Origin of the sequence: Bradyrhizobium sp. JR4.3, assembly GCF_040547695.1 — a bacterium.
Taxonomy (GTDB): domain Bacteria; phylum Pseudomonadota; class Alphaproteobacteria; order Rhizobiales; family Xanthobacteraceae; genus Bradyrhizobium; species Bradyrhizobium canariense.
Map to the genome: position 1 here is coordinate 24,099 of NZ_JBEPQF010000026.1, position 13,786 is coordinate 37,884.

12 protein-coding genes and 1 pseudogene are annotated in these 13,786 nt (G+C 62.5%); 6 read left to right on the plus strand and 7 right to left on the minus strand.

The genetic code is table 11. The features are described 5' to 3' along the window. Positions 1-73 precede the first annotated feature (73 nt). Both ABIB91_RS30865 and ABIB91_RS30870 read right to left on the minus strand, forming a co-directional pair. Positions 74-1,663, minus strand: a complete 1,590-nt coding sequence (locus ABIB91_RS30865; protein ID WP_354170212.1) for an ABC transporter substrate-binding protein — start codon at positions 1,661-1,663, stop codon at positions 74-76. Then, positions 1,660-2,217, minus strand: coding sequence for a MarR family winged helix-turn-helix transcriptional regulator (locus ABIB91_RS30870; protein WP_354170210.1), 558 nt, complete (start codon positions 2,215-2,217; stop codon positions 1,660-1,662). Before ABIB91_RS30870 ends, ABIB91_RS30865 begins: the two co-directional genes overlap by 4 nt. 249 nt (positions 2,218-2,466) lie before the next feature. Here ABIB91_RS30870 and ABIB91_RS30875 point away from each other — a divergent pair, with 249 nt between their 5' ends. From ABIB91_RS30875 to ABIB91_RS30895, 5 genes are read left to right on the plus strand one after another with little or no spacing between them, the layout of a single operon-like run. After that, positions 2,467-3,438 carry an ABC transporter permease gene (locus ABIB91_RS30875; RefSeq protein ID WP_354170208.1) on the plus strand — a complete coding sequence of 324 codons (972 nt, stop codon included), beginning with the start codon at positions 2,467-2,469 and terminating at the stop codon, positions 3,436-3,438. Beyond that, positions 3,435-4,316 carry an ABC transporter permease gene (locus ABIB91_RS30880; RefSeq protein WP_502917027.1) on the plus strand — a complete coding sequence of 294 codons (882 nt, stop codon included), beginning with the start codon at positions 3,435-3,437 and terminating at the stop codon, positions 4,314-4,316. The genes ABIB91_RS30875 and ABIB91_RS30880 overlap by 4 nt, the downstream gene beginning before the upstream one ends. Continuing rightward, on the plus strand, positions 4,313-6,025 hold the full coding sequence (locus ABIB91_RS30885; RefSeq protein ID WP_354170206.1) for a dipeptide ABC transporter ATP-binding protein: 1,713 nt from the start codon (positions 4,313-4,315) through the stop codon (positions 6,023-6,025). The genes ABIB91_RS30880 and ABIB91_RS30885 overlap by 4 nt, the downstream gene beginning before the upstream one ends. Before the next feature lie 35 nt (positions 6,026-6,060). After that, positions 6,061-6,960: a polysaccharide deacetylase family protein gene (locus ABIB91_RS30890; protein ID WP_279664056.1), complete on the plus strand. Its 900-nt coding sequence runs from the start codon at positions 6,061-6,063 to the stop codon at positions 6,958-6,960. Positions 6,961-6,974: 14 nt separating this feature from the next. Further along, on the plus strand, positions 6,975-7,523 hold the full coding sequence (locus tag ABIB91_RS30895; protein ID WP_354170204.1) for an LOG family protein: 549 nt from the start codon (positions 6,975-6,977) through the stop codon (positions 7,521-7,523). Between the two features lie 524 nt (positions 7,524-8,047). Here the strand turns inward: ABIB91_RS30895 and ABIB91_RS30900 are convergent. After that, positions 8,048-8,185 (minus strand): hypothetical protein, encoded by a 138-nt coding sequence (locus ABIB91_RS30900; protein ID WP_354170242.1) that lies wholly within the window; start codon positions 8,183-8,185, stop codon positions 8,048-8,050. Here ABIB91_RS30900 and ABIB91_RS30905 point away from each other — a divergent pair. Next, a pseudogene (locus tag ABIB91_RS30905) lies at positions 8,171-8,579 on the plus strand (transposase); the annotation flags it as partial. The gene ABIB91_RS30900 and the pseudogene ABIB91_RS30905 sit on opposite strands and share 15 nt — an antisense overlap. 103 nt (positions 8,580-8,682) lie before the next feature. Here ABIB91_RS30905 and ABIB91_RS30910 read toward each other — a convergent pair. From ABIB91_RS30910 to ABIB91_RS30925, 4 genes are read right to left on the minus strand one after another with little or no spacing between them, the layout of a single operon-like run. Then, positions 8,683-9,477 (minus strand): SDR family NAD(P)-dependent oxidoreductase, encoded by a 795-nt coding sequence (locus ABIB91_RS30910; protein ID WP_354170202.1) that lies wholly within the window; start codon positions 9,475-9,477, stop codon positions 8,683-8,685. A 26-nt stretch (positions 9,478-9,503) separates the two neighbouring features. Further along, the gene (locus tag ABIB91_RS30915) at positions 9,504-10,685 is read right to left on the minus strand and encodes a lipid-transfer protein (protein WP_354170200.1); all 1,182 of its coding nucleotides are present in this window, start codon (positions 10,683-10,685) and stop codon (positions 9,504-9,506) included. Continuing rightward, positions 10,682-12,217 carry a class I adenylate-forming enzyme family protein gene (locus tag ABIB91_RS30920; RefSeq protein ID WP_354170198.1) on the minus strand — a complete coding sequence of 512 codons (1,536 nt, stop codon included), beginning with the start codon at positions 12,215-12,217 and terminating at the stop codon, positions 10,682-10,684. Before ABIB91_RS30920 ends, ABIB91_RS30915 begins: the two co-directional genes overlap by 4 nt. A gap of 14 nt (positions 12,218-12,231) precedes the next feature. Next, a complete protein-coding gene (locus ABIB91_RS30925) occupies positions 12,232-13,782 on the minus strand; it encodes an AMP-binding protein (protein ID WP_354170196.1) in 1,551 nt (516 codons plus the stop codon). Positions 13,783-13,786: the final 4 nt, after the last annotated feature.

Here is a 13,786-nt window from a genome sequence, read left to right on the forward strand (position 1 = left end):
CGGTAGCTCCCTCACACTTGTTCCGGCTCGCGCAGAACGACCATGAGCAGCGCGGCCCCGTCTGCCGACAAGCCTAGTCGATCCGGCGAATGTCCGTCGCCAGCGTATCCTCGTCCGACCGCGGCACGATGGTCAGCTTCTTGCGCATGGCCCAGGCGGAGACCACGGACGCGATGCCGAGATAGGGGCGGGCGGCGGCGACCAGGGCGTTGGCCTCCTTCAGCGCCTGCTCGCGCTTGGCCGTGTCCATCTCGACCGCGGCCTTCTCGATCAGCAGATCGATCGCCGGATTGGAATAGCCGCGCACGTTGAAGGTGCCGAGCTTGGTCGTGGGATTGAGCGTGTGTACCAGCGACGACAGCGTGTAGTTGGATTCACCCGTCAGGGTGCCCCAGCCCGACATCGTGAAGGAATAGTCGCCGCGGGTATTGGCCGGGAAGAACACCGCGCTCGGCACGGCGTTCGCCTCGGCGGCGATGCCGATCGCCGACAGCATCTGCACGATGGTGGTACCGACCTCCTTGTCGCCGGGCAGGCGGTCGTTGGTGAAGCTCAAGGTGACCTTGAAGCCGTTGGGATAGCCGGCCTCCGCAAGCAGCGCCTTAGCCTTCTTCAGATCAGGCTCCGGGACCTTGATGCTCGGATTATAGCCGAGGATGTTCGGGGTGATGAGCTGGGATTGCGCCGTTCCCATGCCCTCCATGGCCACATCAGCGATGGCCTGGCGGTCGATGGCAAGATCAATGGCTTCGCGGACCCGCGGATCCTGGAATGGGTTCTTCGAAAGCGGCGTCCCCTCCTTGCTGCTGATCTGCGCCGGCTTTTCCCTAAAATCGAAGGCGACGTTGAAAAGATAGACGCTGTTGGCCTTGACGACCTTGAGCGCGGCATCCTTCTCCAGCGTCGGGACATCGGATGCCGGCACACGGGCGATCACGTCGACCTGACCCGCCTTCAATTGCGCGACGCGGGTCGCGTCATTCGGCAGCTCCTTGCGAACCACCTTGTCCCAGGCGGCCTTGCCGCCCCAATAGCCGTCGAAGCGCTTGAGGACGAGCTCCTCCTTCGGCGTCCAGGACACGAACTGATAGGGTCCCGTCCCGATCGCGGCCTTGCCGGAGTTGAAGGCGACGCTCGCCTCCTCGGCCGAGTTCAGGCCTTTGGCCGCAACATGCGAGACGATGAACAGACGCACGAAATCATTCGGCAAGGTCGGCGCCGGACCATTGGTCTTGACGCGGATCGTATCGCTGTCGACGACCTCAGTGCTGGTGACGCGGCGGACATAGATCGTCGGGGGATTGGGACCAGCCACGAGCGGAATGCGCTCGATCGAGAACTTGACGTCCTCGGCCGTGAAGTCGGAGCCGTCGTGGAATTTGACGTTCTTGCGGAGCTTGAACTCCCAGGTGACGTCATCGATCGCGCTCCAGTTCTCGGCCAAGCCGGGCTCGAGCTGCAACTCGTTGCCGGAGCGGATCAGTGTATCGAAGATGTGCTTCATGGCCTCGGCATGGGAGCCGGCCGCGGTGAAATCCGGATCGATCGACAACGGCCCGGCGCGGACGCCGATCGTGAGGTCATCGGCGAAGGCGGGCAGGCCCATCGCCGCCGAAAGCGTCGTCGTCAGCAGCAAGGCGCGGGACACAGCGGCGATGTTCATTCTTCATTTTCCTCGGGAGTAAGGGATGTCGACCAGTCGGGATGATTGACGACGATTTTGGCGAGCAGCTCGGAGACCATCAATTGCTCGGCGGGCGTCAGCCCCGCCAGCATGATCTTCTCCCGCTCGACCATCGGCTGGGTGCATTCATCGACGATGCGCCGGCCCTTGGCGGTCAGATAGAGCACGAAGCTTCTGAGATCGGTCGGATCGACCTCGCGCCGGGCGAAGCCCCTGTCGAGCAGGCGCTGGATGGCGCGGCTGATCGTGTTCTTGGGAAAGCCTGAGGACGCGCTGACCGCGCTCGCCGTCAGCCCATCCTTCAGGCCGAGCGCGTAGATCACGACGAATTCGGCACGCTGGATGCCGTAGGTCTTCTCGATCCAGCGATAGACTGGAACGTTGAAGTTGAGCGCAAGGAAGTTGATGCGGAACGAGAACCAGCACGGATTGTCCCACAGCTTGGCCGCGACGAGATCGTCGACGGCGCCGGGCTCGACGAGCTCCCTGCCCCCATGGCGCAACAGCGCAGAAAACTCCGCCGTGTCCGTCAATCCCCACTCCACAGGCGCTTTTGCAACTCGTTCCATCTGGAACTTGAAGTCGCAAGATATTGCTGTCAATTTGTTTTTTAAGTACCACGCGGGACGTTCTCGACGCGAAGAAGAACATTCCACGGATTGACCGGAGAACAGTCATTTGCTGCCTAACCACAAGCCGCCCTGCACGCAAAGACGGCGCTGCTTGACGTCTGCGATCGATCCCGACTGGCGCGGCCTCTCGGAGCCGCGGAACAGCCGGTCATGATCGGCTTTGTGACCCAGCGGCTGTGGCAGGCCACGATCGTCATCATCGCGATGTCGATCCTTGTGTTCTGCGGCGTCTTTGCCATCGGCAATCCGATCGACGTTCTGATCTCGCCTGAAGCCACGCAGGACATCAGAACGGCCGTCATCAGCCAATACGGCCTGGATCAGCCGCTCTGGCGGCAATACCTGACCTTCCTATCGCGGCTGCTGCAGGGCGATTTCGGCCGCTCCTTCGTCTACAACATGCCGGTCGGCCAGCTCATCCTGTCGCGCCTTCCGGCGACGGCCGAGCTCACGCTGACCGCCGTCGCTATCGCCAGCCTCATCGGCATTCCCCTTGGCATGTATGCGGGATACCGGCCGCACGGCGTGCCCGCCAAGACGATCATGGCACTGTCGACGCTCGGTTTCTCGGTGCCGACCTTCTGGTTCGGCCTGATGTTGATCATGACCTTCGCGGTGCAGTGCGGCTGCCTGCCCGCCGGCGGCCGCGGCGCGACGCAATCGATCGCCGGCATCGAGTGGAGCGTTCTGACGCTGGACGGCTGGAGCCACCTCGCTTTGCCCGCGCTCAATCTCGCGCTGTTCAAGTTCGCGCTGATGATCCGCCTGGCGCAGGCCGGGACACGCGAGGCGATGATGAGTGATACCATCAAGTTCGCCCGCGCCGCCGGCCTGTCCGAATGGACCATCCTGCGCCACCACGTGCTGCGGCTGATCGCGATTCCGCTGGTCACCGTGTTCGGACTCGAGCTTGCATCCACCCTGGCCTTCGCGGTGGTGACGGAGACCATCTTCTCCTGGCCGGGTCTCGGCAAGCTTATCATCGACAGCATCACCTCGCTCGATCGTCCGGTCATGGTGGCCTACCTGATGTTCGTCACGCTCCTGTTCACGCTGATCAATCTGGCGGTCGACTTCGCCTATCTCCTGCTCGATCCGCGGCTGAGGAGAGCCGGCGCATGATGTCCAGAGAGTCCGGCCTGTATCGATTCTGGAGTGACTATTCGCGCAACCGCATGGCCGTCGTGTCGGCGGTGATCATCCTGGTGCTGGTCGGACTCGCGCTCTCAGCGCCGCTGATCATGCCGCAGGATCCTTACGACCTGTCGCATCTCGTGCTGCGCGATGCGCGCCGGCCGCCGGGCTACGTCGGGACCGACGGCTACACGCATTGGCTGGGCACGGACGCGCAAGGGCGCGACCTGCTGTCAGCGGTCGCCTATGGCCTGCGCATCTCGCTGCAGATGGGCGTGATCGCCACTGGACTTGCGCTTGCCATCGGCGCGACGGTCGGCTGCGGCGCCGCCTTTCTCGGCGGTCGCATCGAAAGCCTGGTGATGCGCATCGTCGACCTGCAGCTGTCGTTCCCGGCCATGCTGCTGGCCTTCGTCATCGCCGCCGTGCTCGGACAGGGCAAGGCCCAGCTGATCCTGGCCTTGGTCTTCGCGCAATACGCCTATTTCGCCCGCACCGCACACGGCGCCGCGGCCGCCGAGCGGCGCAAGGACTATATCGAGGCGGCGCTCTCCATTCCGCTCAGCTCATGGCGCGTGATCCGCCGCCATATTTTACCCAACGCGCTGCCCCCGCTCATCGTCGTCGCCACGGTGCAGGTCGCGAGCGCGATCTCGCTGGAGGCGACGTTGTCCTTTCTCGGCGTCGGCCTGCCGCCGACGGCACCCTCGCTCGGCATGCTGATCGCCAACGGCTTCAAATATCTCCTGTCCGGCCGCTACTGGATCTCGATCTATCCAGGCCTCGCGCTGATCTTCTTCATCGTTGCGATCAACATGGTCGGCGACCAGATCCGCGAACAGCTTAATCCGAGGCTCAAGCGGTGACATCCCCCCTTCTCGACATCACCGGCCTCAAGACGCATTTTCCGACTTCGCGCGGTCTGGTGAAGGCCGTCGACGGCGTCTCCTTCAGCGTTGGCAAAGGCGAGGTTCTCGGGCTCGTCGGCGAGTCCGGCTCCGGCAAGACGATGACGGGTTTTTCGATCATCGGGCTGCTCGACGAACCCGGCCGCATCGTCGCAGGCTCGGTCAAGCTGCAAGGACGCGAGCTGGTCGGCCTATCGGCCCGGGAGTTGCGCGAGATCCGCGGCAAGAGCATCTCCATGGTCTTCCAGGATCCGTTGATGACGCTCAGTCCCGTGCTGACGGTGGGCACGCAGATCCGACTGGCCCTGCAGGCGCACGAGAGACTCTCGGCTGCGCAGGCCCGCAAACGCGCGATCGACGCGCTGGCCCTCGTCCGCATCGCAGAGCCGCAGCGCAAGGTCGATTTCTATCCGCATCAGTTCTCCGGCGGCATGCGCCAGCGCGTCGCCATCGCGATTGCGCTACTGCACAGTCCCAAGCTCATCATTGCCGACGAGCCGACGACCGCGCTCGATGTTTCGATCCAGGCCGAGATCCTTGCCGAGATGAAGGATCTGGTGGCCAAGGTCGGCACCGCCCTGATCTGGATCAGCCACGACCTCGCGGTGGTGTCTTCCCTGGCGCAGCGCGTCGCGGTGATGGAGACCGGCCGCATCGTCGAGCTCGGCGCAACGCGCGACGTGCTCACAAACCCGCAGCATGACTACACAAAAAGACTGCTCAACGCGCTGCCGTCACGCTCCACGCCTGGACATCTGCTGGCGCGCCGCGCGGATGTGCGCGATGCCGCGCCGCCGCCGCGACAGCCGCGCAAGGCGCAGGCAACGGCCATCGGAGAACCGTTCCTGGTCCTCGACGGCGTGAGCAAGCAGTTCGGCAAGACACCCGGGCTTGTCAGCTCGGCCGCGGTCAGAGCGGGGCTTGTCGAATCGGAAAGCCCGGTTCGCGCCGTCGACGGCGTCAGCCTGACGCTCAACCGCGGCGAGGTGCTCGGCCTGGTCGGCGAGTCCGGCAGCGGCAAGTCGACATTGGGACGGATCGCGGCCGGCATCATCGTGCCGACCTCGGGCTCCGTACGTCTGGGCGGAGCGCCGCTGATGAGCAAGGACAGGACCCCGCGCAAGATCACCACGGCGGTGCAGACGGTGTTCCAGGACCCGTTTTCCTCGCTGAACGCGCGCATGCGAATTGGAGACATCATCGCCGAGGGTCCGCTCGCCCATGGGCTGATCAAGCCGTCGCGTGCCGACGGCTATGTCGCGCAATGGCTCACCGCGGTCGGGCTCGACCCGGGCTTTGCCGATCGCTACCCCCACCAGTTTTCCGGCGGCCAGCGCCAGCGCGTCGCCATCGCCCGCGCGCTCGCGATGCAGCCCGACGTCGTGATCTGCGACGAGCCCGTGGCCTCGCTCGACGTCTCGATCCAGGCGCAGATCATCAACCTGCTGATCCAGTTGCGCCGCGACCTCGACCTGTCCTTCATCTTCATCTCGCACGATCTCTCTGTGGTGCGCCATCTCTGTGACCGCGTCGCTGTGATGTATCGGGGCCAGATCATCGAACAGGGCCGGACGAGCGAGATCTACCAGGCACCGTCGCAGGCCTATACGCGCCGGCTTCTTGCCGCCGTTCCGACCCTGCCCCTGGCCGCCGCTTCGACCAAATGACCATCGCATCGCTCATCCCGATAGACGAGGACCCCATGACCGAGATCGCCGAGATGCAACCGTGGCAGTGGCCCGAGCCGCACTGGCGCACGCTGGTGAACCAGGTGCGCGCGGGCCGCTCGCTGCGCCCCGCGACCTGGAAGAACGGCGCGCGCTGCGCCGTCGCCTTCTCGTTCGACAGCGACCACGAGACCAGCGAGCTGCGCGACGGCGGCAAGTCGATCGGCCGCATGGCCTGGGGCGAATATGGCGCGCGCGTCGGCGTGCCGCGCATCCTGGCGCTGCTCAAGAAGCACGGCGTGCCCGCGACCTTCTACGTCCCGGCCGTGGTGGCGCTGTTGCATCCTGACGAGCAGCGCCGGATCGTCGCCGAAGGCCACGAGATCGGCATTCATGGCTGGATCCACGAGCTCAACTCGGTGCTGACCTATGAGGTCGAGCGTGAGCTGATGTTCCGCTCAGCCGACACGCTCGAACAGATCACCGGCGTGCGGCCGGTCGGTCTGCGCACCCCCTCCTGGGATTTCAGTCCGTCGACGCTGAAGATCGAGCAGGAGCTCGGCCTGTTGTATGATTCATCGCTGATGGCCGACGAGGATTGCTACGAGCTGCTGCTCCACGGCGCGCCGGCCGGCGTGATCGAGCTTCCGGTCGAATGGGTGCGCGACGATGCGGTCTATTTCATGATGCACCGCTTCCAGTCGCTGCGTCCTCACACACCGCCGACGGATGTCTTCGACATCTTCCGCCGCGAGTTCGACGCGGCCTGGGAGGATGGCGGCATCTTCCAGCTGACGATGCACCCCCACATCTCTGGCTATCGCTCGCGCATCTGGATCCTGGAGGAGCTGATCCGGCATGCGAAGGCCAAGGGCGATGTGTGGTTTGCGACGCACGCGGAGGTCGCCACGTGGGCGAGTGACCACGCGAGCTGAAAGCACTCCGCGCCTTGTTCAGACGAGCGCTACGCGCAACTTTCCTGGCCGAGAACCAGATCGGCCTTGTTACAGGCGGAGGATACGTTGGTTTGATGGGAGCCGTAGCCGATGCAGCAATTGCAGCCGGCGGAGAGGTTGTCGGCGTAATTCCGCGGCACCTTCATCAGAGAGAAATCGCATATTGCGGCCTCACTGAGCTCCATATCGTGGAGTCGATGCATGAACGAAAAACCCGCATGTCCGAATTGGCCGACGGTTTCATTGCCTTACCCGGCGGGGCCGGAACCCCGGAAGAAATCTTTGAGCAATGGACCTGGGCTCAACTCGGGCTTCATCCCAAACCATGCGCTCTACAGAACGTCGGCGGTTATTTCGATCCGCTCCTCTTGATGCTGCAAGGAGCAGTCAGGCAAGGATTCATGCGCGCGGAACACGCAACAATGCCCATAGTTCACGACGCGATCGAGCCGATATTAGATGCCTTTAGAGCGTACGCTCCTCCCGCTCAGAAGTGGGGCCCACGAACCGCTATAGCGGAGGATTTCCCAAGCGGGGCGTAGTGGATCCTTTCTAGCGCGGAAGCGCAAGGAGCATGTGACCTCCGGTTTCCCGCAACTGCCAACAAGGCTATTGCTATTCGTCTCATTCCGACTTCAATCGGAAGCGTCGCCTCTCGACTGTCATTTCAGGGTGAGTGTCAACAGGCGCTCAAGATTGACCCCTCTGCTGTCAGTTTGGTCAATGGGTTAACTTCGCCGATCGGCGCGCGGACCCCACGCCGATTGACAGACTGCGCTCAACAATCACCCCAGCATCGGCACCAAGCCGGCTAAGTGCAGGACCATTTCAGGTAGAACGGGCGAAGGGAATCGAACCATCGTATGCAGCTTGGCCGCGAACACATGCGAACGCTGGGATCGCGGAGAGGGGGATTCTCGACCGAAGGCCGCTGGCGCTCCAAAAACCCCAAGAAATAGTGCATTCCCGAAAAGGCCGCCGGAGGTTTGCGACTACCCGCTGTGTACCACTTTTCATGGCCGGCAAGGACTCGAAATTCAGGTGATTTCGAGGTGATTGGAAATGATCAACCCTCTTCGCGCGGCAGGTTGTGTACTGCCGTAATGCGTTTAGCGGCGGCGGCGACCACGGACATCAGCGCGGGATCGAGCTCCTTACGCGTCAGCCGCAGCGCGGCGCCGCCGACGCCTACGACCAGGAGCACAATCTCTATGTCTGTCCAGCCGGCAAGGTACTGAGCACTCTGGTGAATGACGGGGCAACACTGCTCTACCGCGCCAGCAAGTACGACTGCGATGCTTGCGAACTGAAGCCGCGGTGTTGTCCGAAAATGCCTGCCCGCAAGGTTCCGCGTTCAATCCACGAACAGGCCCGAGACGTTGCGCGCGACATCGCGAAGACCGATGCCTACGTCAAGTCGCGCCGTCAACGGAAGAAGATCGAAATGCTGTTCGCACACCTGAAGCGCATCCTACGCCTCGATCACCCCAGGTTGAGAGGCCCATTTGGTGCTCGGGACGAGTTCCTCCTGGCGGCCACCGCTCAGAACCGCCGAGCTGGCAAAGCTGATCCTGCCGCCTGCTTTGAAGCTCGCCTGAGCACCAGAGAGGCTCGCGTGCGCTTGTCTCTTCGATCTATCCCAAACGATTGGTTCACGGACTTTTTCAACACAATCCGCCAGAAGCGGTCGTTCAAGCGAGGTTATCCAGTTCGGCACGTGAGCGCACCATCGACGGGCAGAAGCACGCCTGAGATATATTTGGCTTCGTCCGAGGCGAGAAACAAGGATGCATGCGCCACGTCCCATGCCGTGCCCATCTTACCCATCGGGACCATGGCATCGCGCTTTGCGATCATGTCGTCCACAGAATCGTAGACATCCTTATAGGGTTCGACGATCATCGGCGTGTTGATCAGGCCGGGAAGAACCGCGTTGCAGCGGATTCCCTTCGATGCGTATTCGACCGCAATAGCCCGAGTGAAGTGGTTCACACCGGCTTTCGAGGAGTAATAGGAGATCATCGGCACACTGATCGTCGTGATCGATGCAATCGAGGAGACATTGACGATGGCGCCGCTCCCCTGCCGTACCATCTCCGGAAGCACGCGCTTGCAGGTCAGGAAGAACCCCTTCAGGTTCACGGACACGACGCGGTCCCAGCTTGCCTCATCAACCATCTCCGGGCCGCCGGGTTCGGCGATGCCGACATTGTTCTGAAGAATATCGATGCGCCCATGACGGGCCATGACACCGCCGACAGCTGAGTCGATGTCCGCAAATGATGTGATGTCGGCGCGCAAGGCCTCGGCCTTGCCGCCCTCGCCTTGAATAATCGCGACGGTACGCTGGGCCGATGCGAGGTCGCGGTCGACGCAGACCACCGTCGCCCCCTCACGCGCGAAGAGGACCGCCGTCGCCTTGCCGTTTCCCCAACCTTCACCGACGCAGCCGGCTCCCATGACGAACGCGATCTTGTCCTTGAGCCGCGGCGACATCCAACCGTTACTTCCCGAGTCTGATTTCAGTGCTTTTCGTAGAGCGTCACAACCGCCGCGCCGCCGAGGCCGAGATTGTGTTGAAGGGCCAAGCGCGCGCCATCGACCTGCCGCGCCTCCGCCGTACCGCGAAGCTGATGGACGAGTTCGTAGCACTGGGCGAGGCCCGTCGCCCCGAGTGGATGGCCTTTCGAGAGCAAGCCGCCGGACGGGTTGGTGACGAAACGCCCGCCATAGGTGTTGTCGCCGTCGATGACGAACTTTTCGGCCTCACCCTCACCGCAGAGGCCGAGCGCCTCGTAAGTGATGAGTTCGTTCTGCGCGAAGCAGTCGTGCAGTTCTATGACATCAATATCCTCCGGTGCCACGCCCGCTTTTTCATAAACCTTCTCCGCAGCCGACTTGGACAGGTCGAAGCCAACGACCCGCATCATGTCCCGCGTATCGAAGGTGCTCGGCCGGTCGGTCGTCATGGCCTGCGCGCGGATGCGGACCTTGTCGTTCAAACCATGTCGCACCGCGAAGGCTTCGGAGACCAGCACGGCTGCGGCCGCGCCGCACGTCGGCGGGCACGCCATCGAGCGCGTCATCACGCCTTCCCAGATCACCGGCGCCTGCATGACGTCGCCCTCTGTCATTTCCTTGCGGAAAAGTGCCAGCGGGTTTCGTGTGGCATGGCGGCTTGCCTTGGCGCGGATCTTGGCAAAGGTCGACAACTGCGTGCCGTACTTTTCCATGTGCTCCTTGCCGGCGCCGCCGAAGTAGCGCAGCGCCAGTGGAATCTCGCTATGGCCGACCAGTTCATCTGTCACCCGGTCGAAATCCGAGAACGGCGATGGCCGGTCTTCGAATATCGAGCCCAGGGCGCCCGGGCGCATCTGCTCGAAGCCGACGGCCAGGACGCATTCGGCCGCACCGCTCTCGATCGCCTGTCGGGCCAGAAACAGCGCGGTGGATCCGGTCGAGCAGTTATTGTTGACGTTGACGATGGGAATGCCCGTCATGCCGACTCGATACAGGACCTTCTGGCCAGCGGTCGAATCTCCGTACACGAAGCCCGCATAGGCCTGTTCGATGGCGTCGTAGCCGAGGCCTGCATCCCCAAGCGCGAGCTTGACTGCCTGCTCGCCCATTGCGTCGTAAGGAGCGGACGCGCCCGGTTTCGCGAACGGAATCATTCCGACGCCTGCAACGATCGTGGTCATCATGCGCTCCTTTGCTCTTCGCCCGGCGAGGCGGTAGTTTCGCTCTCGATGAGCTTCCTGATTTCGGTCTTGAGGATTTTTCCGTAGTTGCTCTTCGGCAGGTTTGGCAGAAACCGGTAGGACTTTGGCCGCTTGAAACGTGCGATGTGATCGATGCAAAAGGCATCGAGTTCCTCGGCCGTCACAGGTGTAGACGAGGCCACGAAGGCGACGACCTCCTCGCCCCAATCCGGGTGGCGGCGACCAATGACGCTGACCTCGGTAACGGCCGGATGGCGCAGCAGCACTTCCTCGACTTCGCGCGGATAGATGTTGGAACCGCCGGAGATGATAACGTCCTTCGAGCGATCCTTGAGGTACAGGAAACCGTGCATGTCGAACGTGCCGATGTCGCCGGTCCAAAGCCATCCGTCCCGCAGCGCCTGCGCCGTCGCGGATGGGTTGTTCCAGTAGCCGGCCATGACGACATCGCCGGCCACAATGACCTCACCGTTCTCACCTGGCGGCACGTCGTTTCCCTCTGCATCCACCACGCGGACGCAGACGCCGGTGCGCGTGATACCGACCGAGGAAAGCCGCTCGTCGAGACGGCCGTCGCCGATATCAAGATGCATGTGGGGCGGCAGATAGCTGATCGTGCAGGGCGACTCACCCTGGCCATAGGCTTGCCAGAGGCGCGGGCCGAGCACTGACAGAGCCCGCTTGAGGTCCTCCACGTACATTGGCGCACCGCCGTAGAAGATCTGGTCGAGGTTCTCTACCTTGAGATTTGCCAGGGACGGTGACGTGACGAGCCGGTTGACCATCGTTGGCGCGGCAAAGAACGAGCTACCGGGAAAGCGGTTGATGAGATCGACGATCTCGTCAGGTTGAAATCCTCCGCTTTCGGGCACGACATTGGCCGCACCCCGCACCAGATGGGCAAGCGCGAGCAGCCCGGCGCCATGCGACAGCGGCGCCGGATAGAGCGCAGCGTCGGTTTCATCGACAGCCCCGATGTCGGCCAGGAAACTCGTCGTCATGTTGTAGAGGTTGCGATGGGTCAGCATCGCGCCCTTCGGATAACCGGTGGTGCCGCTGGTGTAGAAGAGCCACGCAGTGTCTTCCGGCCCAACGGATGCTGGCAGGCAATCGGAAGGCGCCGTTGCGAGCATCGCGCGATAGTCATCGCCATCGACATCGACGACATTGCCCGGCTGCGACAGGCCGCCCTCGATATCGGTGAACAGCACCGATGCGGCGCAATTTTCGATGATATAGGCGAGCTCCTTGGGATGCAGCTTGGCATTGATCGGTGCCACCACGAGGCCTGCGAACCACGCACCGAACAGAATCTCGAAATATTCCGGACGGTTGGACAGGAACACGCCCACCCGTGAGCCCGGCGCAAACCCGCGGCCTCGAAAGGCTTCGCCAAGAGCAGCGCTGCGCTGCAAGAGTTGCGCATAGCTGTGGACCGTCTTGCGGCCGAGACAGACCGCCGGTCGCTCCGCGAAAGCCTTCGCCGCATTGGCAAGCACGATGGCGATATTCATCGGCGTTTCCCCGTTCAGATGACGCGCGTACGTCCTCTCCAGAAAGTCTCGCGGATATCCTTCTTCCGGACCTTTCCAACCGGACTGCGTGGCAGGCTCTCCCAAAACTCGACCGATTTCGGCGCCTTCACACTGCCCAGTTTCGACTTGCAGAGCGCGATGATCTCTTCGGGATCCGCGCTCGTGCCCTGCTTGAGCTCGATGACAGCCTTCACCGCCTCGCCCCATTTTTCGTCCGGTACGCCGATCACGGCGCAGTCCTGCACTGCCGGGTGCCCCCAGATGACCTGCTCGATCTCGCTCGGGTAAACGTTGAAGCCTCCCGAGATGATCATGTCTTTCTTGCGATCGACGATGTAGACGTAACCGTCATCGTCCTTGAAGCCGATATCGCCGGTGTGGTGCCAGCCGAACGTCGAGACCTCTTTGGTGGCCTCCGCATTCTTGTAGTAGCCAGGCATCACCAGGTTCCCCTTGACGACGATCTCGCCGCGTTCGCCGGCCGGCAGCAGTTTCCCGTCATCGTCCATGATCTCGACCGGCGTCAGAAGGGTCGGGCGGCCGCAACTCGCCAAGCGCTTTTCCTTCCCGGGATCGCCAATGACCAAATGATCCTGCGGTGACAAGAACGTGCACAGCATCGGAGCTTCGGCCTGGCCAAAGGTCTGCGTCATGACCGGTCCGAATATTTCGATGCACTCCTTCAGCTTGTCGACCGACATGGGGGCGGCGGCGTAAATGAAATGCTCGAGCGATGAGAAATCGTGTTGCTTGAGTCCTCGATGGCCGAGCAGCACGTAGATTGCCGTCGGAGGAAGAAACAGGTGAGTGACGCCTTCGGTTTCGATGGCATTCACCACCTTTGCAGCGTCGAAGCCCGGCAGGATGACCTGTGTCGCACCTGCGGCCATCAGCATCATACCAATGCCACCAGCCGCATGTGTCATCGGCGCGACGACGAGATGGATGGGCGGCTTCTTCACGGGCATCGAAGTGAAGAAATTCGAAATCATGGTTTCCCAGACCAAGTGGGTCCAGAGCACCCCCTTCGGGCGACCGGTCGTCCCTCCGGAGGAGAAAACCGATATGACGGCGTCCCGATCCTCCGGGATGTCGGGATCGCTCTCCGGCGCATCCGCGATCCAGTCCATAAGAAATGGAGCGTTCGCACCGGCCTTGTCGATGCAGACGTAGAGCTTGATCTTTGGACAATCCTTGCGAAACACCTGCAGATTGGCTTCGAATTCGCTGTGATAGAACAAGACCTCGACATCGCAATTGTCGAGGACATAGGCATTCTCGTCCGCAGTGTTGCGGGCATTGATCGGCACCCAGACATTGGCACCGCGCACGATGCCAAGGATGCACTCGAAGGCCGCCGCCGCATTCGGGCTATAGACCGCCGCCATCTGGCCAGGCCGCAGCCCGGCTGCCGCCAGCGCGTTGGCGATACGATAACTACGAAGCTGCACCTCGCGGAAGCTGCGAGACACGGTCGCGTCCTTCAGGCAGGTGCGCGACGGATCGATGCTGACGCCGCGATCGAAGAAATCAATTAACCGCATGACT